The 21,152-nt window shown below is 50.8% G+C and carries 19 protein-coding genes and 1 other RNA gene; 16 read left to right on the forward strand and 4 right to left on the reverse strand.

Annotated features, from left to right (window positions below; translation table 11 throughout):
- Positions 1 to 111: 111 nt before the first annotated feature.
- The 3 genes from ACFQNG_RS09350 (at position 112) to tkt (ending at position 4,797) form a co-directional block, all read left to right on the forward strand.
- Positions 112 to 2,265 carry a RelA/SpoT family protein gene (locus ACFQNG_RS09350; protein WP_379864655.1) on the forward strand — a complete coding sequence of 718 codons (2,154 nt, stop codon included), beginning with the start codon at positions 112 to 114 and terminating at the stop codon, positions 2,263 to 2,265.
- Between the two features lie 12 nt (positions 2,266 to 2,277).
- Positions 2,278 to 2,721 carry a D-aminoacyl-tRNA deacylase gene (dtd, locus tag ACFQNG_RS09355; RefSeq protein ID WP_379864656.1) on the forward strand — a complete coding sequence of 148 codons (444 nt, stop codon included), beginning with the start codon at positions 2,278 to 2,280 and terminating at the stop codon, positions 2,719 to 2,721.
- A 66-nt stretch (positions 2,722 to 2,787) separates the two neighbouring features.
- Positions 2,788 to 4,797 carry a transketolase gene (gene tkt / locus ACFQNG_RS09360; protein ID WP_379864731.1) on the forward strand — a complete coding sequence of 670 codons (2,010 nt, stop codon included), beginning with the start codon at positions 2,788 to 2,790 and terminating at the stop codon, positions 4,795 to 4,797.
- A gap of 251 nt (positions 4,798 to 5,048) precedes the next feature.
- Here tkt and ACFQNG_RS09365 read toward each other — a convergent pair whose 3' ends face one another.
- Together ACFQNG_RS09365 and ACFQNG_RS09370 are read right to left on the reverse strand one after the other, a co-directional pair.
- Complete coding sequence (locus ACFQNG_RS09365; protein WP_379864657.1) at positions 5,049 to 5,837, reverse strand: class I SAM-dependent methyltransferase; 789 nt, start codon at positions 5,835 to 5,837, stop codon at positions 5,049 to 5,051.
- 121 nt (positions 5,838 to 5,958) lie between these two features.
- Positions 5,959 to 6,333, reverse strand: coding sequence for a DUF423 domain-containing protein (locus tag ACFQNG_RS09370; RefSeq protein ID WP_379864658.1), 375 nt, complete (start codon positions 6,331 to 6,333; stop codon positions 5,959 to 5,961).
- A 548-nt stretch (positions 6,334 to 6,881) separates the two neighbouring features.
- Between ACFQNG_RS09370 and hisS the strand changes: the two genes are divergently transcribed.
- The 4 genes from hisS (at position 6,882) to ACFQNG_RS09390 (ending at position 10,857) form a co-directional block, all read left to right on the forward strand.
- Complete coding sequence (hisS, locus tag ACFQNG_RS09375; protein ID WP_379864659.1) at positions 6,882 to 8,162, forward strand: histidine--tRNA ligase; 1,281 nt, start codon at positions 6,882 to 6,884, stop codon at positions 8,160 to 8,162.
- A gap of 13 nt (positions 8,163 to 8,175) precedes the next feature.
- The gene (aspS, locus tag ACFQNG_RS09380) at positions 8,176 to 9,948 is read left to right on the forward strand and encodes an aspartate--tRNA ligase (protein ID WP_379864660.1); all 1,773 of its coding nucleotides are present in this window, start codon (positions 8,176 to 8,178) and stop codon (positions 9,946 to 9,948) included.
- Positions 9,949 to 10,018: 70 nt separating this feature from the next.
- A non-coding RNA gene (ssrS, locus tag ACFQNG_RS09385) (6S RNA) lies at positions 10,019 to 10,199 on the forward strand.
- Between the two features lie 73 nt (positions 10,200 to 10,272).
- Positions 10,273 to 10,857 (forward strand): 5' nucleotidase, NT5C type, encoded by a 585-nt coding sequence (locus ACFQNG_RS09390; RefSeq protein ID WP_379864661.1) that lies wholly within the window; start codon positions 10,273 to 10,275, stop codon positions 10,855 to 10,857.
- A 265-nt stretch (positions 10,858 to 11,122) separates the two neighbouring features.
- Here the strand turns inward: ACFQNG_RS09390 and ACFQNG_RS09395 are convergent, their stop codons facing one another.
- Positions 11,123 to 11,746, reverse strand: coding sequence for a spore coat protein (locus ACFQNG_RS09395; protein ID WP_379864662.1), 624 nt, complete (start codon positions 11,744 to 11,746; stop codon positions 11,123 to 11,125).
- Positions 11,747 to 11,846: 100 nt separating this feature from the next.
- Positions 11,847 to 13,184 (reverse strand): AAA family ATPase, encoded by a 1,338-nt coding sequence (locus ACFQNG_RS09400; protein ID WP_379864663.1) that lies wholly within the window; start codon positions 13,182 to 13,184, stop codon positions 11,847 to 11,849.
- A gap of 182 nt (positions 13,185 to 13,366) precedes the next feature.
- On the opposite strand from ACFQNG_RS09400, the gene ACFQNG_RS09405 reads away from it, so the two are divergent.
- The 9 genes from ACFQNG_RS09405 (at position 13,367) to ACFQNG_RS09445 (ending at position 20,833) form a co-directional block, all read left to right on the forward strand.
- Positions 13,367 to 14,074, forward strand: coding sequence for a YczE/YyaS/YitT family protein (locus tag ACFQNG_RS09405; RefSeq protein ID WP_379864664.1), 708 nt, complete (start codon positions 13,367 to 13,369; stop codon positions 14,072 to 14,074).
- Complete coding sequence (cymR, locus tag ACFQNG_RS09410) at positions 14,016 to 14,435, forward strand: cysteine metabolism transcriptional regulator CymR (protein ID WP_379864665.1); 420 nt, start codon at positions 14,016 to 14,018, stop codon at positions 14,433 to 14,435. Before ACFQNG_RS09405 ends, cymR begins: the two co-directional genes overlap by 59 nt.
- 7 nt (positions 14,436 to 14,442) lie before the next feature.
- Positions 14,443 to 15,591 (forward strand): cysteine desulfurase family protein, encoded by a 1,149-nt coding sequence (locus tag ACFQNG_RS09415; protein ID WP_379864666.1) that lies wholly within the window; start codon positions 14,443 to 14,445, stop codon positions 15,589 to 15,591.
- Between the two features lie 22 nt (positions 15,592 to 15,613).
- Complete coding sequence (locus ACFQNG_RS09420) at positions 15,614 to 16,120, forward strand: hypothetical protein (protein ID WP_379864667.1); 507 nt, start codon at positions 15,614 to 15,616, stop codon at positions 16,118 to 16,120.
- A gap of 132 nt (positions 16,121 to 16,252) precedes the next feature.
- The gene (gene recD2 / locus ACFQNG_RS09425) at positions 16,253 to 18,511 is read left to right on the forward strand and encodes an SF1B family DNA helicase RecD2 (protein WP_379864668.1); all 2,259 of its coding nucleotides are present in this window, start codon (positions 16,253 to 16,255) and stop codon (positions 18,509 to 18,511) included.
- 150 nt (positions 18,512 to 18,661) lie between these two features.
- Complete coding sequence (locus ACFQNG_RS09430; RefSeq protein WP_379864669.1) at positions 18,662 to 19,162, forward strand: PRC-barrel domain-containing protein; 501 nt, start codon at positions 18,662 to 18,664, stop codon at positions 19,160 to 19,162.
- A gap of 20 nt (positions 19,163 to 19,182) precedes the next feature.
- Positions 19,183 to 19,383, forward strand: coding sequence for a hypothetical protein (locus ACFQNG_RS09435; protein ID WP_379864670.1), 201 nt, complete (start codon positions 19,183 to 19,185; stop codon positions 19,381 to 19,383).
- A gap of 33 nt (positions 19,384 to 19,416) precedes the next feature.
- Positions 19,417 to 19,599, forward strand: coding sequence for a hypothetical protein (locus ACFQNG_RS09440; protein WP_379864671.1), 183 nt, complete (start codon positions 19,417 to 19,419; stop codon positions 19,597 to 19,599).
- Between the two features lie 160 nt (positions 19,600 to 19,759).
- Complete coding sequence (locus ACFQNG_RS09445) at positions 19,760 to 20,833, forward strand: AI-2E family transporter (protein ID WP_379864672.1); 1,074 nt, start codon at positions 19,760 to 19,762, stop codon at positions 20,831 to 20,833.
- Positions 20,834 to 21,152: the final 319 nt, after the last annotated feature.

The following is a 21,152-nucleotide window of genomic DNA, read 5'->3' on the forward strand; positions in this document are numbered from 1 at the left end:
AGAATCATTTTCTGGATTAGGTGAACAGCAATCTTTATGGGCGCTTTACTTTCCTATTGGTCTGAGTGATAATAATAGGAAAATTTCATTTTAGGTGCGGATGTGAGTGAAATGCAGGTAGAACAATTGCTAAGCCTTGCAGCTACCTATTTATCAAAAGATGACCTCGTGCAATTGGAGAAAGCGTATATGTTTGCGGAAGAGGCCCATCGCGGGCAATTCCGCAAATCGGGAGAACCGTATATTTTGCATCCTGTGGCCGTGGCGGAGATTCTCGCCGATCTGCGCATGGATGTGACCACATTGATCGCCGCCTTGTTGCACGATGTGGTGGAAGATACGGGCGTGACGTTGGAACAAGTGGAAGAGCGTTTTGGTGAAGCGGTGCGCCACCTGGTTGATGGCGTGACCAAACTGAAGAAACGGATGAAATTCACATCAAATGAGGAACACCAAGCGGAAAACCACCGCAAGATGTTTGTGGCGATGGCGCAAGATGTTCGGGTGATCTTGATCAAATTGGCTGACCGATTGCACAATATGCGGACGCTCAAATATATGCCGGAACACAAGCAACGGCAAAAGGCGACGGAGACTTTGGAAATTTTCGCCCCTTTGGCGCATCGGTTGGGGATTTCCAAAATCAAATGGGAATTGGAAGATATCTCGTTGCGCTATCTCAAACCGCAACAATATTACCGTATTGTCCACTTGATGAAGAAGAAGAGGGCGGAACGGGAAAAATACCTCGATGAAATCATCGATTCATTAAAGTTGCGTTTAGAGGAGATGGATGTCACGGTGTTGGACATCTCCGGCCGACCCAAGCACATTTATAGCATTTATAAGAAGATGGTTTCCCAGAACAAGGAGTTCAATGAGATCTATGACCTGATGGCGGTGCGGGTGATCGTGGAAACGGTGCGGGATTGTTATGCCGTATTGGGCATCATTCACACGGTATGGAAGCCGATGCCGGGTCGGTTCAAGGATTACATCGCCATGCCTAAAACCAACATGTATCAGTCTCTGCACACCACGGTGATCGGACCGAAAGGGGAACCGATCGAGGTGCAGATACGGACTTTGGATATGCATCGGACTGCCGAATATGGGATTGCCGCCCATTGGGCGTACAAAGAAGGATCCGCGGTTGAGAAAAGCAAATTTGATGAGAAGTTGAAATGGTTCCGGGAAATGATGGAGTTGCAGCAAGAGGCAAAAGATGCGCAAGAGTTTGTGGAAAACTTAAAGATGGATTGGTTCTCCGATTCCGTCTTCGTCTTCACTCCAAAAGGGGACGTGATCGAGTTACCGATGGGTTCGGTTCCGCTCGATTTCGCTTACCGAATTCACACCGAGATTGGAAACATGTGCATCGGTGCGAAAGTGAACGGAAAGATCGTGCCGCTTGACTATCCGTTGAAAACGGGGGACATTATCGAGATTTTAACGTCGAAGCATAGCTATGGGCCGAGTCAGGATTGGTTAAGCCTAGTCAAATCCTCTCATGCCCGCAGCAAAATCCGCAACTGGTTCAAGAAACAGCGGCGGGAAGAAAGTGTGGCCAAAGGCCGGGAAATGATAGAAGCCCTGTTGAAGAAACACGATTTCAATGTGAACGAAGTGCTGACAACAGATCGGATCGAAGATGTCACCAAGAAGTTTAATTTTAACGAAGAAGAAGATTTGTTCGCTGCGGTGGGGTACGGCGGCATTTCCACAGCCCAAGTGGTGCATCGTTTGACGGATGGATTAAAGGAAGCGGAACCCATTGTGCTTCCGGAAGTCAAAGCTTTGCCCACGCGCAAGCATAAGCCGGACCAAGGGGTGCGTGTGAAGGGCGTGGAAAACTTATTGATTCGCCTGTCGCGCTGTTGCAATCCCGTGCCGGGCGACGACATTTCCGGTTATGTTACGCATGGGCGGGGAGTGACCGTTCACCGGATCGATTGCCCCAATCTGAAAACTGTTCCCGAAGAGCGCCGAATCGAAGTGGAGTGGGATACTCACGCCACACAACAACATTATCAGGTCGATATTGAAGTGTCAGGCTTTGACCGCCAGGGGTTATTGAATGAAGTGTTGCAGGCGTTGACCGATTCGAAAACCGATTTGGCGGCCGTGAGTGCCCGGGGTGACCGACGGGGGATCGCTTCGATTCATGTTCGGATCGGCATCCAAAATATCAACCACTTGAAGTCGGTGGTGGAACGGGTCAAGCGTGTCCGCGATATTTACAGTGTGAGACGAATCATTCAGTGAGGAGGCCATCCGATGAAAATCGTGTTGCAGCGCGTGCGGGAAGCGAGCGTTACCGTCGATGGGGAAGTTACCGGCGCGATCGGGAAAGGCGTGATGCTTCTCGTCGGATTTACCGAAGGGGATGCCGAAGAGGATCTCCGCCACTTGGCTGAAAAAGTCGTGCATCTGCGGATTTTTGAAGATGAGGCGGGCAAGATGAACCATTCTTTGTTGGATGTGGGGGGAGGCATCTTGTCTGTCTCCCAATTCACCTTATACGGGGATTGTCGCAAAGGCAGACGCCCCAACTTTATGAATGCGGCCAAACCGGATGTGGCCAAGCCGTTGTATGAGCGATTCAATGAAATGTTGAGACAATATGGCGTTCAAGTGGAAACGGGGATTTTTGGAGCGATGATGCAAGTTTCTTTGATTAACGACGGTCCAGTTACGCTGATTTTGGAGAGTAAAGCGTGAGTGGGCTAAAGTAGGTTATGCTATAATAACCAAGAGAGTTTGAAGCGAGTTGAAAGAGAGGGATACATAGTGACAAGTGTAGAACAACAGGCTATTAACACCATTCGGATGTTATCGATCGACCAAATCGAAGCTGCGAACTCCGGCCACCCTGGTTTACCGATGGGTGCGGCGCCGATGGCTTACACATTATGGGCCCATTATATGAACCATAACCCGGCCAACCCAGGCTGGTTCAACCGCGACCGCTTTGTTCTGTCGGCGGGGCATGGTTCAGCCCTTCTGTACAGCTTATTGCACCTGTTTGGCTATAACCTGCCAATGGATGAGTTGAAGAAGTTCCGTCAATGGGGGAGCTTGACGCCGGGTCACCCAGAAGTGAAACACACGCCGGGGGTGGAAGCGACGACGGGGCCACTGGGACAAGGGATTTCCAATGGAGTGGGAATGGCGATGGCCGAAGCGCATCTTGCGGCAAAGTTTAATCGTGATGGGTTGGACATCATCGACCATTTTACCTATGTGCTCTGCAGTGACGGCGATTTGATGGAAGGCGTGGCCGCTGAGGCTTGTTCCTTGGCGGGTCATCTACGGTTAGGTAAATTGATTGCCCTGTACGATTCCAATGACATCTCACTCGATGGTGAGCTTGCGCATTCGTTTACGGAGAGCGTGCAAAAACGCTTTGAGGCTTACGGTTGGCAAGTGCTTCGTGTCGAAGATGGCAACGATGTGGAAGCGATTGGCCGCGCGATTGCCGAAGCGCAAAAAGAAACGGGACGTCCCACGTTGATTGAAGTGCGCACGGTGATTGGTTATGGAAGCCCAAATCGCGCAGGAACGTCCGAAGTTCACGGAAAGCCATTGGGCCAAGAAGAAGTGGGAGAAGTGCGCAAATCTTATAATTGGACCCATGAAGAACCATTCACCGTTCCAAGTGAGGTGAAAGAGCATTTTGCGGCGATCCAGTCCCGCCTTGCCGAAAAGGAAGCGGCTTGGAACGATTTGATGAAGCAATACGAGGCGAAGTATCCTGATTTGTCCAGAGCCTTACATCAAGCGATGAAAGGGGAACTGCCGGAGGGTTGGGATGCCGACTTGCCCAAGTTTCAAGTGGGTGACAAGGCGATGGCGACACGCGCGGCTTCCGGCGCGGCGCTGCAAGCGTTGGCGAAAGGCGTGCCTTCGTTGATTGGTGGATCGGCTGACCTTGCTTCTTCCAACAACACCCTGATGAAAAATGAAGGCATCTTCCATGCCGAAGATTTCTCCGGCCGCAATATCTGGTTCGGGGTGCGGGAACACGGAATGGCAGCGGCGATGAATGGGATGATGCTTCATGGGGGCGTACGCGTCTATGGAGGCACCTTCCTTGTGTTCTCCGACTATTTGCGTCCGGCTGTTCGTCTGTCGGCGCTGTCCAAGCTTCCTGTGGTCTATGTGTTGACGCATGACAGCATCGCGGTGGGGGAAGATGGACCTACCCACGAACCGGTGGAACATGTGCCTTCACTCCGTTTGATTCCGGGCTTGCGAGTGATTCGCCCCGCGGATGCCAACGAAACCGTAGCCGCTTGGCAATATGCGCTCAGCCAGAATGAACACCCCGTTGCGTTGATCCTGTCCCGTCAGAACCTGCCGATCCTACCGGGGACGGTTGGCAAAGACCAGGAGATCATCGCCAAGGGGGCGTATGTTGTTTCAGATGCGGAAGGCGGCAGTTTGGATGGGATCATCATCGCGACCGGTTCCGAAGTGAGCCTGGCCATTGAAGCACAGGCGAAACTCAAAGAAAAAGGCCTTCACGTGCGTGTTGTCAGCATGCCATGTCGTGAGAACTTTGACGCGCTGTCCGAAAGTGAGCGCGAAGTGATTCTGCCCAAACGGGTTCGTGCGCGTTTGGCGGTGGAAGCCGCCCATCCGATGGGCTGGGAGCGCTATGTGGGCGACCATGGCGCAGTGATCGGGATCGATCGCTTCGGAGCGTCGGCTCCAGGCGGCTTGGTCATGAAAGAATACGGTTTTAGTGTGGAAAATGTGGTGGCTCAGATGGAAGCGGTTTGCAAAAAACAATAACGGACGGATGGAAAAAACGGTCGCTGTGCATGGCAGCGGCCGTTTTCTTTTGCCGTGAATGGGCAAAACTAAGGGGAAAACGGAAGAGGTGAACAAGGTGCGGCGATCACCGCGCGAGATCGGCATCCAAGCCCAAATGGTGCTTCAGGGCTATGCTGATCCGATGCAACCCATGAGGCGTACCAATCAAGGAAAGGTCGGACAAAGCACTCACGCCCAGTTGCATATAAAACAGAAACCAACCATGAGCTCTATATGGTGAGCGGTTTTTTGGCTGTCCAAACCGTCCAGCGATCCTGTTCAACGATGGTTTCCAGCTTGAGATGTCGCAACTCATCAGTGATGTATTGGACCAGTTCATGAAGTTCGTCATCGCTCAGGTGATGCAGAATGCTGCGCCCAATGCGCCCGCTCATCTCTTTGGCCAATTCGCTCAATGTTTGATACGTGCGGCGGACTTCCCAGACAGTCGTGGATTTGACCGAGAGAAATCCCGATTGAATCAGATCGCTTTTAACTTCCAAGTCCGTATATCTCCGACGCCTTTCTATTTCTTTTAAATGGGGGAATTTCTGGAATAGGTAGCCGCGAATGTGAAATTCGCTGCCTGGCAAGAAACAGTCATCAGGCGTACGATTCTGCACGATGATGAACCCACCAGGTTTGATGATACGCTTGGCCTCTTGGAGAAAGGAGGGAAGATCGGTTAAATGGTGGATAAGGGCGCGGCTAAACACAATGTCGACCTCATTGTCCGCCAACCCGGTTTGTGTCGCTTCGCCCATCTGATAACGGATGCGCGGATCGGGATTTTTCTCGTTGGCCGCCTTCAGCATCTCAGATGAATAATCGATCCCGATGACGCAAGCCGCTTGAAGCTCCAGCATGGCTTTGGAGTATATCCCGCCACCACAACCGATGTCGGCCACAGTTTTCCCCTCCCAGTCAATGAGTTGGGACATCTGTTGCAACCAAGCTGAATCTGCTGATCGCGACGCATACGTGTGACGGTGCTGGCGATCATGAAAGAAATGGGTCATAAGGTGCCACCTTTCTTGTGAGGTTTCCTCTCCTTCTATTTTACAATAGAGTGATAATATTTCAAAAATATTTGTGATTGGTTGGTTGTGGCGAACATAACCAACCAATGATGGAAAGCAATTAGAGTTGTTTCACTGCCGCAACCGCCACCAGAATCCAGCCGGCGATAAACGCTACCCCACCGATCGGGGTGACGGCCCCCCATGTTCTCACTCCAGTGAGCACAAGTGTGTACAAACTGCCGGAGAAGAAAACGATCCCGGCAAAGATGAGCCAGCCGGCGATGGGCAGCAAGGAAGAGGCTCCGTTCACTTTGGACATCAACAGGCCGACCCCAATCAAGGCCAAGGCATGGATGATGTGGTAATGAGCGCCCGTGTTCCAGTTTTGCAACATCTTTTCGGTCACTTTCCCCGCCAAAACATGCGCGCCGAACGCGCCAATGGCCACGGCGAGAGCCATGTTGATACTGCCGAGCAAGACAAACAGCTTCATGCGCATTTCACTCCTTTATTCGGCGTTTGATCTGTCCATACTATATCATATTCCCATGGGAAGCTGAGAAGAAGGAGCCAAAATGTTGTCAAGTCGTAGCAACTTCGCCGCTGGATGATGGCCGTCGCTCCCTTTCAAAATTAAATTAAAAAATCGCTTCGCTTTTCTTGACAAACAGGTTTCACCTGTTTAAAATGAGTAAACAAATCCGCAATAATTAACTGCATATGGCACAACACCTATGAAGGGAAAAGTACTCGTTTACGGGCAATCAGAGAGGGGAACTCATCGGCTGCAAGGTTCTCCATGTTACGATTCGAGGAAAGACACCTGGAGGTTCTAACCGAACGCCGTCACCGCGGTTAGTAGACTTAGACGTCACCCTGGCGATAACAGGATCTGAAGCGGAGAGCTCCGTCCAATGGAGTTTTCAATAAGGGTGGCACCACGGGAAAACGTTAAACCAATCTCTCGTCCCTGACAATTGAGGTCAGTGGCGGGAGATTTTTTAATTTGCGCAGGATTCGACAGAAGGAGGTAAGATCTGGATGAAATTTCAAGCTTCAACGAAGGTTCAAATCCCTCGTGGCACGGATGACATTATGCCGGGAGAAGTGGAAAAATGGCAATGGATCGAACAAAAAGCGCGTGAAATCTGTGGATTGTATGATTATCACGAGATCCGGACACCTGTCTTTGAGCACACCGAACTGTTTCATCGGGGGGTGGGGGAAGCGACCGACATTGTTGAGAAAGAGATGTATTCGTTCACCGATCGCGGGAACCGGTCGATCTCTCTGCGGCCTGAAGGTACGGCGGGCGTGGTTCGTTCGTTTGTGGAGAAGAAAATGTTTGCCCAGCCGCAGCCAACCAAATGGTACTACATGGGGCCGATGTTTCGTTATGAGAATCCGCAAGCGGGACGGCGGCGCCAATTTCACCAATTTGGCGTGGAAGCTTTCGGCAGTGTGGACCCGCTCCTAGATGCGGAAGTGATTGCGCTCGGCATGCAATATTTCAAATCGCTTGGCTTGAAAGATGTGCGGGTTGAGATCAACACCTTGGGAGATGCGGAAAGCCGACAACAATACCGGGAGAAGCTGATTACGTACTTTGAGGGGTATATGGACGAATTGTCCGCCGAAGCGAAATCGCGCCTCTACAAAAATCCGCTTCGCATCTTGGACAGCAAGGATGCGCGAACGAAAGAGATTGCGGCAGGGGCCCCCTTGTTGCGCGACCACTTGAACGAAACGAGCCGCAACCACTTTGATACGGTGATTCGGACGCTTGATTTGCTTGGCATTCCTTACGTGATCAATCCCCGTCTTGTCCGTGGTTTGGATTACTATACGCACACGGCTTTTGAATACACGGTCGATATATCCGGGGCGCAAGCGGGCAGCATTGGTGGCGGTGGCCGCTACAATGGTTTGGTTGAGCAATTTGGCGGTCCGGAGATGCCCGGTGTCGGTTTCGGGATTGGATTGGAACGGGTGATTTTGGCTCTGACGGAGCAGCAAGTGAAGCTGCCGCTGGCGCAAGGGCTGGATTGTTACCTCATCACCCTGGGAGAAGAAGCCAAGCTGGTTGGGATGAAGGTACTGCAATCGATGCGGGAAGCGGGATTGCGTGTGGATCGTGACTATATGGACCGCAAGATGAAAGCGCAATTCAAGACAGCGGACCGCTTGCAAGCAACCTATGTGGCCATCTTGGGAGAAGAGGAATTGAAGCGAAATCAAATCAATGTGAAACGGCTCGCGACAGGGGAACAAGAGACGATTTCTTTGGACCAACTGATTTCCCATATTCAACAACAACGCTAAGGGGGAGAAAGTGATGGAAAGTTTCCATCGTACACATTTTGCATTGGAGTGCACAAAAGAACTTGTCGGGCAGACGGTGACTTTAAACGGATGGGTGCATAAGCGCCGTGATTTGGGTGGGCTGATTTTCTTGGATTTGCGTGACCGCTCGGGACGGGTGCAAGTGGTGTTTAATCCGGAAATCTCCCCCGAAGCCGTCAAAGTTGCGGAACAGGTACGTTCCGAGTATGTTTTGGCCATCACGGGGAAAGTGGTTGAGCGTGAACCGAGCACGGTCAACCCCAATATGAAAACGGGGGATATCGAGATTCAAGGTGAGCGGGTGCACCTGTTCAACGCGGCCAAAACGCCTCCCTTCATGATTCAGGATGATTTGGATGTGGATGAATCGGTTCGCTTAAAATACCGCTACTTGGACTTGCGCCGCTCGAAGATGCAGAAGACGCTGATGATCCGTCACCGGGCGATGCAAATCGTGCGCCAATTCCTGGACGAGCGCGGTTTTATCGAAATGGAAACGCCGATGCTGACGCGCAGCACACCGGAAGGGGCAAGGGATTATTTGGTGCCAAGCCGCGTGCATGAAGGTTCCTTCTATGCGCTGCCGCAATCCCCGCAATTGTTCAAGCAATTGTTCATGGTGGCGGGAATGGAGCGCTATTTCCAGTTCGCCCGTTGCTTCCGCGATGAAGACCTCCGCGCTGACCGTCAACCGGAGTTCACCCAGATCGATATTGAGGCGTCTTTCCTGCCGACAGAAGAGTTCTTGGCCATGATGGAAGAGATGGTGGCCAAACTATTCCAAGAGACGATTGGCGTCGAAGTGGCTCGTCCGTTCCAGCGTCTGACTTATCAAGAGGCGATGGAACGGTATGGATCGGATAAACCGGACTTGCGGTTTGGCATGGAACTGATGGATCTGTCCGACATCTTGCGCGACTCTTCCTTTAAAGTGTTTAGCGGGGCGATCGCCGCTGGCGGGCAGGTGAAAGCCATCAATGTGAAAGGCTGCGCCGACTGGAGCCGCAAAGAAGTGGACAATTGGGGACAAGTCGCGCAGACCTTTGGGGCCAAAGGCCTGGCATGGCTGGCATTGAAAGAAGATGGATTAAAAGGTTCCGTCGCCAAGTTCCTGAGTGAAGAGGAAGTGGCGGCGATCAAACGGGTGACGGGTGCGGACAAGGGCGACATGTTGTTCTTCGTGGCAGATAAGAAGAAAGTGGTGGCCGATGTTCTGGGGGAACTGCGCCTGCGTTTGGCGAAAGAGTTGAACTTGATTGACCAGAACCAGTATGCTTTCGCTTGGGTGACCGAATTCCCGCTGTTGGAGTACTCGGAGGAAGACAACCGTTACTACGCGATGCATCATCCATTTACGATGCCCATGGAAGAAGACATCCCACTCTTGGAGAGCGACCCGGGCCAAGTTCGCGCCAAAGCTTATGACATGGTGTTGAACGGTTATGAAATCGGCGGCGGAAGCCAACGGATCTATCAGCGCGATGTCCAAGAGAAGATGTTTAAGGCTTTGGGTCTCTCCATGGAAGAAGCGAAAGAGAAGTTTGGCTTTTTGCTGGAAGCGTTTGAATATGGGGCGCCGCCACATGGTGGGATTGCGTTCGGGTTTGACCGGATTGTCATGCTGCTCGCAGGCCGCACCAACCTGCGTGAATGCATTGCGTTCCCCAAAACAACTAGCGCCGCCTGTTTGTTGACGGAGGCGCCGGCCCCGGTGGATGAACAACAGTTACGCGACCTTCACATTCAACTGTCGACACCAAAATAGGTTTTCCTGCAATTTGCACAGTAGACAACTTGATCTTGCTGGTGAGATCTGTTAACATTAAAACAACAAATGAGTCCTGCGATGTACGTGACGCCCGAAAGTTTTGAGCCAACGCGATTAATACGGGAGCCTGAAGTCATCTGAGGGAGTGGAAGCCACCGCCGAGTGGACCCATGAACTACAGATTCAGGGCACCCACCTGCTGATGAGGCAGGTTCAAAACTGACGGAGCACGGCATAATGGGGCTCTTTTTTGTACATATCTCGCCGGATTTGGGGAAAATGTTAAATGAAATGATCTAACAGAAGGCAGGCGAGTGCGAAATGATCCTTGGTGTGGATATTGACGGCACAATCAAAGATACGCAACGAGCGGCGATTGAAGTACATAACCGGGTTTTAAAACGAGACGTAAAACAGGAAGAGGTCAAAGAGTTTTATCTTGATAAAGCGTATGGATTGACGCCCAAAGAAGCATCCCGTTTATGGCGCAAACTAGAAGAAGAGATTTATTCTTTGGGGATCCCGCTCCAGCATGCGTCCGAGGTATTGAATGAATTGGTCAAACAAGGGCACCAAGTTTATTTTATTACGGCTCGCCCAGGATTCCCCAACATTGTGCAGGTAACCAAAGCATGGTTGAAGAAACACGGGTTTCCCTATACGGGAGATAACCTGATCATGAATTCGCAAGATAAAGCGCGCAAAGCCAAAGAGCTTGGGGTGGAATTGTTTTTCGAGGATGCCCCCAACCATATCGAAAACCTAGTCAAACACCATGTTCCCACCGTGATTGTGGATGCGGTCTATAATCGCAAGATGCCCAAGGAGATCAAGCGGATCACGGATTGGCGGCAAGTGTATGACCTAGTTGAAGAACATATCAACCAAAAACTGAACGAAACGTAATGGAAAATAAGCCGATGTCCTTTTGAACAGGGGACACCGGCTTATTTTTATCAGACTTTTTAGCGTTTTGTCAGAAAGAACGCACCACCTATGACCCTTTCTTCATTGCTTTATTCATTTTTCCGAATGGATAAAAAAATGAGACGGCAACATGCCAATGGTCCAAGGTCAAAGCAATTCGATGCCCCAAATACCGGACATGCCGGAAAAGAAAAAACAGCCTAGCGAAGGCATGAGATCGCTAGGCTGTCGCCGCTGATTGGCGTTACTGCAGAGGAAGTTGAGGAGAAGCAGGGCTATAGGAAGTGGTCAATTGTTGCATCTCTTGAGGGGAGAATTGCGGAACTTGATAATAGCCATGCTTGTTTTGATACAGGAAGATTTCATAAGCCATCTCGATGCAGTTTGGGATGCTGTCCGCCAGAACGCGGCGTACGACCGGGTTGGTTGTTTCGGTAGCGGCAACGGCTCTATGGCCGGCACCCGTTTTCACACAGCTTAACATCTGTGAAGAAACGCGTTGGTCATTGATTTCGGTTGGGCTGGTCATGGGTTTTTTCGGTTGCCCCGGTTTTAAGCCATAAACAACGTTGTTTCCTTGTTTCATTTGATAACGGCTGGTCGGTTTCGATGGATCGCGACCGGTGGAGAAGCATTCAACCAAAGTGTTGTACTCGTTGACCATATATTGGTATTGGCGTTGCATAATGTCGGCCAGTTCGGGATCTTTCACATGCTGGCGCAACATCACGTACGTATCCAATGTGTTGACGGCATGCGACAAAATCTCATGCACGTCCAAGACTTCATGACCCGCATGGTTCATGACGGGTGGCACCGGATTGACCGTTTGGTTTTCCATTAGGTTCTGTGGATTTATCGGTTGCATGTTCAGAACTCCTCCTTCCTAAATGTGACACTAAGTAATATGTCCCCGGAAAGGCGATTTACTCATCACAAGTTATGGCAAGGATGGAATCATCACAGGATCATCCCGATGTGTTGTTTGGATCCTCCCCCTTCATCCAGCGCAGAAAGGTTTGCAATTTACGCTCGTATCCATGCGGGCTGGGATGATACAGCGTTTTGCCGCGATGTTCATCCGGCAAGTATTGCTGTTCCACATATCCACGCGGGTAATCGTGCGGATAACGATACCCTTTGCCTCTTCCCTGTGCCTTGGCGCCGGCAAAATGGGCGTCGCGCAGGTGTGGGGGAACTTCCCCGTTTTGTTCCTGTTTGACTGTGGCGTTGGCTTCGTTAATCCCCCGGACGGATGAATTACTCTTCGGTGCCGTGGCGATGTAGATGACCGCCTGGGCCAAGGGAATCTGCGCTTCCGGAAGGCCGATGAACTCAACCGCATGCGCTGCCGCTGATGCGATCAACAAGGCCCGGGGATCGGCCATGCCCACGTCTTCCGCCGCGTGGATAAAAATGCGGCGGGCGATGAAACGGGGATCTTCGCCTGCTTGCAGCATCTTGGCCAAATAGTACAAAGCGGCGTCCGGGTCTGATCCGCGCATGCTTTTGATGAAAGCGGAAATGGTATCATAATGCTGGTCACCGCTTTTGTCATAGCGAATCACTTTGCGTTGGATCGATTCTTCAGCCACTTCCAGAGTGATGTGGCGAATGCCCGCTTCATCGGGCGGGGTCGTGACGACAGCCAATTCCAAGGCGTTTAAGGCATTGCGGCTGTCTCCACCCGCACAGCGGATCAAGTGGGATTTCGCGTCGTCGTCCAGACGGACTTGGTAAGCTCCCAAACCGCGCTCCGGATCAGCCAGCGCGCGCTCAAGCACTTGGCTGAGATCCGTTTCGGTCAACGGTTCCAGCATAAACAGGCGCGAACGCGACAACAATGCGGCATTCACCTCAAACGAGGGATTTTCGGTGGTCGCGCCGATCAAAATGATGGTGCCGTCTTCAACGTATGGAAGCAAGGCATCCTGTTGGGCGCGATTAAAACGATGGATCTCATCGATAAACAGAACGGTGCGTTGGCCATACAAGTTGATCCGTTCTTTTGCCCCCTCCACGATGCGGCGAATATCATTAACGCCAGCGGTTACGGCATTGATGCGCTCAAAAAACGCGCTGGTGTGATTGGCGATCACATGGGCAAGCGTGGTTTTGCCTGTTCCGGGTGGGCCGTAGAGAATGATGGAAGAAAGCTGGTCTGCTTCGATCATTCGTCTAAGCAGCTTCCCGCGTCCAATGATATGGGTTTGTCCCACCACTTCATCCAAGTTGCGGGGGCGCATGCGGGCGGCAAGGGGTTCGTTTCGCCGCTCTTGGTCCCAGCTATACTGAAATAAATCCACGGTTCACTTCCGCCTTTCTATCGAACCTGCTTCTTTTCTCCCTATGATAGTGCGAATCCCGCGAATTGGCTAGAGTTCTACGGATTGATTTTTTATTTAAAGGGAAAAAATATGTCAGAATAGAATAATCCTATGATAAACTGGCAAGTGAGGCTGACTGATAAAATAAAGGAAAGATTACAATGAATGGGATGTTCCGCCAAGTCGCTTGGCGAACCGCACGGTTATGGCGGTGGGTGTTTTTTTTCGGCGGTTTGTGGATCATGGCTCTTGGAACCGTATTTGCGATAAAATCGAATCTGGGTGTAGCGCCTTGGGATGTTTTGCACATTGGGTTGGCCCATGTCTCCCGGTTGTCCATCGGTACTTGGGTGACCGTGTTTGGAATCTTGATTCTTGGCGTCACTTGCTGGCTCCAGCGCTCTCTTCCGCAATGGGGAACGTTTCTCAACATGCTATTGTTGGGGCCTTTTATCGATTTTATATTTTTTTTAGAGTTCATTCCTGACGTGCATGGCCTGATCTGGCGTCTCTCCTTTCTGACTTTTGGGGTGATGCTGGTTTCGCTGGGAGCGGGCATGTACATCGCGCCACGAGTCGGGGCGGGCCCGCGCGATGGTTTGACTCTGGAGATTTCCAATCGGACTGGCTGGTCGATTCGCGCCATTCGTACTATAATGGAGGTAATCGTTGGAGGGTGCGGCTGGTTTTTGGGTGGGCCTGTACATATTGGAACACTCTTTTTTTGTTTTTTGACGGGTCCACTCATGCAATGGTCCATTTCCTTCTGGGAGCGGTTATTAGAGAGAATATTGAAAAGGGGTGTCATTCTTGAAAATCTCGACAAAAGGGCGGTACGGGCTCACCATCATGATGGATCTGGCTGCTAGGTACGGAAAGGGGCCGGTTCCGCTGAAAAGTGTGGCGGAGCGTCACGCCTTATCTGAACATTATTTGGAGCAGCTGATTGCCCCACTCCGCAACGCGGGGCTCGTGCGCAGCGTACGGGGAGCTTATGGTGGATATAAGCTGGCGAAAGCCCCGGAGGAGATTTCAGCCGGCGATATCATCCGCGTGTTGGAAGGACCGATCAGTCCGGTCGAATTCAACGAAGAGGAAGATCCTGCCAGACGCGATCTGTGGAAGCGGATTCGTGATGCGATTGCGAAAGAATTGGATTCAACCACGCTTGCTTCCCTCATCAATTTCACGCATGATGGTAACAATGATAACTATATGTTCTATATTTAGCAGGTGAATGACTATGGCGATTTACTTGGATCATGCCGCGACCACACCGATCCATCCACAGGTCAAAGAGGCCATGCTCCCCTACTTGGAAGGGGTGTTTGGCAATCCTTCCAGCATGCATCAATATGGCCGCACCGTGCGCATGGCCATTGACCAGGCACGGGACCAAGTGGCGTATGCCTTGGGGGCGGAGCCGAGTCAACTGGTGTTTACAAGTGGGGGAACGGAAGCGGATAACTTGGCTTTGCTAGGCGTGGCTGCGGCATACGCGGATAAAGGAAAAAAGCATATCATTACCTCCCAGATTGAACACCATGCCGTACTTGATGCCTGTCGTTACTTGGAGCGAAATGGGTATGACGTCACGTATTTGCCCGTTGACGACACCGGCTTGGTTGATCCGGACCAATTGCGTCAAGCCATTCGCAAGGAGACGGCGCTGATCTCGATCATGATGGCAAACAATGAAATCGGAACGATTCAACCGATTGAACAAATTGGCCAAGTGGCGCGCGAACGGGGCGTTCTCTTTCATACGGATGCGGTTCAAGCTTTTGGTTCCCTTGAAATCGATGTGGAACGGCTTCCGGTGGATCTTGTTTCCGTCTCCAGCCATAAGATTAATGGACCGAAGGGAGTTGGCGCCTTATATCTTTCGCGACAAGTGAAGCTGGTTCCGCGCGCCTTTGGCGGGTCACAGGAACGACGCCGCCGTCCCGGTACGGAAAATGTGTTGGGGATTGTCGGCTTTGCCAAAGCGGTAGAGCTTTCGCAAGCCACAAGGGTACAACATATGGAAGACATGCGGGCATTGCGCCGGGCGTTTGTGGATGAACTGGAAAGATTTCAGGTTCCGTTTGTTGTCAATGGCCATCCGACACAGATGTTACCCCATATCCTGAACATCAGTTTTCCGGGAACAGATTCCGAGACGTTATTGATGAATTTCGACCTGGAGGGAATCGCATGTGCCAGCGGTTCTGCCTGTACCTCAGGGACATTGGAGGTTTCGCATGTATTAAAAAGCATGCATTTGCCTATCGATCGAACCCGGTCAGCCATTCGCTTTAGCTTTGGGCGGGGTAACACCGTAGCAGAGATAAAGCGCGCAGCTGAAATTACAGCCAACATCGTGAACAGATTACTTCAACATTAAGATACTTAAGGGGAGAGGGCTTGTGAATTTCAAAGAGCTAGATCAAATGGTCGGCTGGGAGCAAGATTTGGACAATATCGACTGGAAATCCATGTTGAAGGATATTGACCGCGCGTTGATGGACAACTTGGCCGCTGAACTGGGATTTCGCACGTATGAGCAGTTGGAGCAAGCGTCGGAGCGGATTGTGCAGGATTATTATATCGTATATCTCTCCGACGGGCGGTATGTTTGGTGGAACCCTGTGAGGTATGCCAAAGAAGATCCTCTTTATTTTGCCAATAAAGAGGAGGTTGAGCAGTATATCGCGAGTTTGCTCAAGCTGGATAACGAAAAACGCGCCCAGTTGCAAGTGGGGCTTGCGCGGATTCCACGGATGAAGCGTTGCGCCGTTTGCGAATACGAATTCAATCCCACAGATCCGGCGAGGAGCAAGTGGGACAGCAAAGAAGAGCAACATGAATTTTGTTCGGCAGAATGTGCAATGGAGCACGTGATGGCGGAAATGAAAGAAGACTTTACTGGATGAAACAAGACCTCTATCGATTAGAGGTCGTTTTTGTAAGTCCTTCTTAGCGAGCGTATTTTGCGAGGTTAGAAGGACTGCACCCCGGACCAGGGGGGCGGACAATAAGCACATGATGATAAGGTGTGCATGAAGATGAAGCAAGCGGAATTGGAATTGTATACCGAGCATTTTATCAAAGGCTCTTTTTTTCAAGAGATTTTTTACAATGAAGATAACGGTTATGGCGTTTTTTTGATGCGTGTGAGTGAAGCGTCGGAAGAAGTGGCGGATGAGGAAGTGACCGTCGTTGGCCATATGCTGCGCCCGCATGAGGATGAAGTGTACACTTGTTTTGGCGAATGGAGGGAACACCCCAAGTTTGGACGGCAATATTATGCGCATCAGGTAAAAAAGGAAGTTCCGCGTTCGAAAGAAGCGATTGTCAAATACCTGTCCAGCGGGTTGTTTGAGGGTGTGGGCAAAAAAACGGCGGAAAAAATTGTGGAGCATCTGGGTTCGGACGCGTTGGATAAAATCGCCCAAAACCCCGACGTGTTGACGGAAATCAAAGGCGTTTCAGGGTCCAAGGCGGAGAGAATCGCCAATCAGTTGTATGAGCATCAGGCCTTGGAACAAGCGATGGTCTATTTGTATCAGTTTGGAATCGGGGCCACATTGGCTTTGAAAATCGTTCAAACGTACAAGCACCAGACCATTCCCATTCTGAAGGAGAATCCGTATCGGCTGATAGATGATATTGATGGAATCGGTTTCCGGCGCGCGGATGAGATCGCCCGACATCAAGGCTTGGATGAAGCGTCTCCCGAACGGTTTCATGCCGCCGTCTTGTATGCCATTAAAGAGGCATCCATGTCACAAGGACATGTTTATCTTACTTTGAAACAATTGAACGCCCAAGTAAATGAGCTGTTGGGAGAACGGGCCGAAGAGTGGTTTCCGGCGGAGGTGCGAAAGCTGGGGTTGGAAAAGTTGCTGGATGATGAACGCCTGTTGTGCGAGGAGGATCGGTATTATATGCCATCCCTGTATTATGCGGAATACGGCTGCGCACTTCGGGTGAAACAGATGTTGGAGCAGGAGTTGGAACTGGAGTTCAGTGTGGCGGATCTTTACCGCGTCATTGGGGAGATTGAAGAAGAATTGGGCGTGAGTTATGCGGATAAACAAAGAGATGCGATGATCACGGCGTTAACTTCGCCTTTCATGATCTTGACCGGCGGGCCTGGTACGGGGAAAACGACGGTCATCAACGGGATTTGCCAGCTTTATGCCCGGCTTCACGAAGTCTCCATCCGTCCCGATGATTATGAGGGAACAGAGACGCCTTTTCCCATCCGGCTGGTTGCGCCGACGGGGCGGGCGGCGAAACGCATGTCGGAAACGACAGGACTTCCGGCCATGACGATCCATCGATGTTTGGGTTGGAAAGGGGAGTTTTTTGAACACAACGCCGAACACCCCATCACCGGTTCGTTGTTGATCGTCGATGAAACGTCCATGTTGGATATTTGGTTGGCCAACCAGTTATTGCGTGCCTTGCCGCAAGGGATGCAGGTGATCTTTGTCGGAGACCAAGACCAGCTCCCGTCAGTGGGACCGGGGCAAGTGCTTCACCATCTCTTGCAGGTTGAGGCGATTCCCCGGGTGGAATTAAATGAAATATTCCGTCAAGCGGAAGGGTCGTCCATCATCTGTTTGGCCCACTCCCTCAAACAAGGGGAAGTGCCTGATGATTTAATGAAGCCGTGGCCGGACCGGCGCTTTTTTCCATGCAAAAAAGAACAGGCTTTGCCGATTATCGTCAAAACGGTGCAGAATGCGATCAAAAAGGGGTACACCTTATTTGATGTGCAAGTTTTGGCCCCCATCTATAAAGGCCCGGTGGGAGTGGAACGCATCAATCAAGAGATTCAGGCGGTGCTGAATCCGAAAACGGCTGACAAAAAAGAAGTGGTTTGGGGCGAAACGGTGTTTCGTTTGGGCGATAAGGTGCTCCAGTTGGTCAATCATCCCGAACACCCCGTATATAACGGGGACATGGGGATGATCTCCGCCATCGACGAAGATGCGGGCGGGGATCAACCCGTGCTGTGGGTGCAGTATGATCAATTGGAAGTGCCATACAAACGAACGCAATTGGGTCAGATTTCCCTCGCCTACGCTTGTTCTGTGCATAAGTCACAAGGATCTGAATTCGCGATTGTGGTGTTTCCCGTGTTGCACGCGTATCGCCGGATGTTGGAGCGCAATTTGATTTATACCGGCATTACGCGCAGCAAATCTTACCTGATCTTGTGCGGGGAAAAAGAAGCTTTTGCGGAAGGGATCAAACGGCAACGGGGAGATGAGCGAAACAGTTGTTTAAAAGACCTCATTGAAGAAGATTGGTGAAAAGCGGCATGCATGTGATGTATGAGAAGTCCTTTTTCATCAAGCTGGATGGATATGACAAAGACAAAACCCCGACGCTTCCAACATCTCCCCTACATGCTTAAGCCGACCTTATCCATACTATAAGGTAAGCGGAGGAGGCGATGTTCCTTGCGCAAATCCCAGGAAGTGATCGGGCTATCCATCATCCACCGCCATACAGGCAAACAATTGGGGACGGTTGCAGATTTGCTCTTTGACTCCGCTCACGTTTGGCAAGGGATACTGTTTGAACATGGGGGACTGTTTAAGCGGCGTAAGTTCATCCCGGCCAAACGGATTCATTCAATGGGTACGGATGCGATCGTAGTGGACAGCGAAGCGGATATACAAGCTCTTCCCGAAGAAGCGGAATCCTGGATCAGTCTTCGTTCCGGAGGCAAGAAACTGAAAGGGCGCACCATTTTGCTAAGCAACGGACATGAATTGGGAATGGTAGAAAATGTCTATTTCCAAGAGGAAGTGGGAACGCTGATAGGGTACGAAGTATCGGAAGGACTCCTTGCCGATCTCAGACAAGGGCGTAAAGTGCTTAAGTTCACCAAGCCCCTCGTATGGGGTGAGGATGTGCTGATCGCGCCTTGTGAAGATATCCGGATCAAAGAAAGTTAGCTTGAAAGAAGGGAAGAAGTATGCTTCGCTGTCCCAATTGCAATTCGCACGACCTGGGAAAAGTAGGAACCAACCAGCTTTATTGCTGGCAATGTTATGTTGAGATGACGACGGAAAATAATCGGATCTCTTCCGTGTATCAAGTGGAGGAAGACGGCAGTTTAACGTCCCTCAATGACCTGTTTTTTGAAGAGGATAGCCAAACTGTTTATTTGGATTGATGATCAACCAACCGTGCCAAAGGAGGGAGCCACATGAGTCGTCAAATGATGATCACCCTGATGCTAGGTGGCCTGCTGGCGATCGGGGCCAACGCTTTAATGGGCATGAGACGGCGGAGAAACAAATGGTTTCGTTATGTGTATCCCATGTTGAAACGGTTCGATGGGAACCGCATGATGAAACGCATGATGAGAAATCTCTCACTGGCTAGGTAACCGACCGCACCCCTGGGCTGATTTAAGCCCGGGGTTTTTTCGATACGGGATCTTGAACGAAACGCGATCAGAGGGCGAAAACCGTGTGATTTTTTCATAAAACTCCCCGATTTTTCGTATCTTAAAGATAGCAAGTCTTGTCCGATAAGGGGGGGCGCCATTGGAACGGTGGAACCTGAGCAAAGCGTTGCAAATCTCTTTGCTTATCCTGGTGATACTGGGGATTTTATTCATGTTGTACCAGATCAATCCTTGGTTGCAAGTCGTGTTTGAGTTTTTGCGTGCGGTGTTGGGCCCCTTCTTCATTGCGATGATCATCTCCTATCTCCTTCATCCGATTGTTAATTTGTTAAGTCACAAGGGATTGCCCCGGTCTTTGTCCGTTTTGCTCATCTATTCTTTGTTTATCGTCTCCTTGGTTATTCTGACGATCAACATGGTGCCGATCTTGGAAGAACAGTTGCAAGAGCTGTCGGAGCATTTGCCGCAATGGAATCAACGAATTCAAGGAATGCTGAAAGAATACAATGACCACAGCAAAGAGATATTGCCGTCCGGGGTGCGACAAGGGCTTGAAAAATCGCTCGGGCGGATGGAAGAAAAATTAAGTTCGTATGTTGAAAAAATGATGAGTGGTCTGGGCGCCACCTTAAACCAGCTTTTTTTGCTGTTCATTACCCCGTTTTTGGCTTTTTATATGTTGAAAGATATTCATTCGATTGAGCGTTCCTTTTTCGCCCTGTTTCCAAAACAGCGCCGCCGGGAGTTTGCCCGGTTGGTTCATGACATGGATGAAGCGTTGGGCAATTATGTGCGCGGCCAGTTTCTTGTGTGCATGGTCATCGGGGTATTAGCCTATATCGGTTATCTGATCGTGGGTGTGCCCTACGCTCTGTTGTTGGCGGGATTGGTGGCGGTATTTAACATCATTCCCTATCTGGGGCCGATTTTTGGGGCGATTCCCGCCATATTCGTCTCATTGATCCATTCGCCGCGCATGCTTATGGGAGTGATCCTCGTCAATCTGGCGGTGCAAGTGCTGGAGGGCAACGTGATCTCCCCGCAGATCGTGGGACGGACGTTGCACCTCCATCCATTGGCCATCATTTTTGCGCTTTTGGTGGGTGGCGAGTTGGGCGGAGTGTGGGGATTGATTTTGGCCGTGCCGATTTTCGCCATGGGCAAAGTGGTGTTGGAACACATGGTGGACCATTTGAGCAAAGTTAGGGTTTGAAACTTTCAAAACGAACTTGTATAATGGTTTAAAGACAATGCAAAGCGAAGAATATGGTGATGGAACCGAGCGATCCATGTCCCCGTCAGAGAGGAAAGCCCTTGGCTGTGAGGTTTTCCCGGTTAAGACAGGCTCGCGGCCAGTTCCGGAATGCAGCTAATCCCTGCCGGCATCAACCGTGCCGTTATCCAAAAATGAAGTGACCGTGTTGTATAGTCGGCTTTTGGCCACTACCATAGATGCGGTAAATAGGGTGGTACCGCGGAAACCTTTCCGTCCCTTTCTCTGGGGATGGGAAGGTTTTTTCTTTGCACGGGAT

Source organism: Laceyella putida (assembly GCF_042665195.1).
Classification (GTDB): Bacteria; Bacillota; Bacilli; order Thermoactinomycetales; family Thermoactinomycetaceae; genus Laceyella; species Laceyella putida.

Bases quoted from the DNA above. Each gene is read 5' to 3' on its own strand.
- ACFQNG_RS09435 (WP_379864670.1), top strand. From the start codon at position 19,183: ATGCTTCGCTGTCCCAATTGCAATTCGCACGACCTGGGAAAAGTAGGA.
- recD2 (WP_379864668.1), top strand. From the start codon at position 16,253: ATGAAGCAAGCGGAATTGGAATTGTATACCGAGCATTTTATCAAAGGC.
- ACFQNG_RS09405 (WP_379864664.1), top strand. From the start codon at position 13,367: ATGAATGGGATGTTCCGCCAAGTCGCTTGGCGAACCGCACGGTTATGG.
- ACFQNG_RS09370 (WP_379864658.1), bottom strand. From the start codon at position 6,333: ATGAAGCTGTTTGTCTTGCTCGGCAGTATCAACATGGCTCTCGCCGTG.
- ACFQNG_RS09350 (WP_379864655.1), top strand. From the start codon at position 112: ATGCAGGTAGAACAATTGCTAAGCCTTGCAGCTACCTATTTATCAAAA.
- dtd (WP_379864656.1), top strand. From the start codon at position 2,278: ATGAAAATCGTGTTGCAGCGCGTGCGGGAAGCGAGCGTTACCGTCGAT.
- ACFQNG_RS09395 (WP_379864662.1), bottom strand. From the start codon at position 11,746: ATGCAACCGATAAATCCACAGAACCTAATGGAAAACCAAACGGTCAAT.
- ACFQNG_RS09365 (WP_379864657.1), bottom strand. From the start codon at position 5,837: ATGACCCATTTCTTTCATGATCGCCAGCACCGTCACACGTATGCGTCG.
- hisS (WP_379864659.1), top strand. From the start codon at position 6,882: ATGAAATTTCAAGCTTCAACGAAGGTTCAAATCCCTCGTGGCACGGAT.
- ACFQNG_RS09440 (WP_379864671.1), top strand. From the start codon at position 19,417: ATGAGTCGTCAAATGATGATCACCCTGATGCTAGGTGGCCTGCTGGCG.
- ACFQNG_RS09415 (WP_379864666.1), top strand. From the start codon at position 14,443: ATGACTATGGCGATTTACTTGGATCATGCCGCGACCACACCGATCCAT.
- aspS (WP_379864660.1), top strand. From the start codon at position 8,176: ATGGAAAGTTTCCATCGTACACATTTTGCATTGGAGTGCACAAAAGAA.
- ACFQNG_RS09390 (WP_379864661.1), top strand. From the start codon at position 10,273: ATGATCCTTGGTGTGGATATTGACGGCACAATCAAAGATACGCAACGA.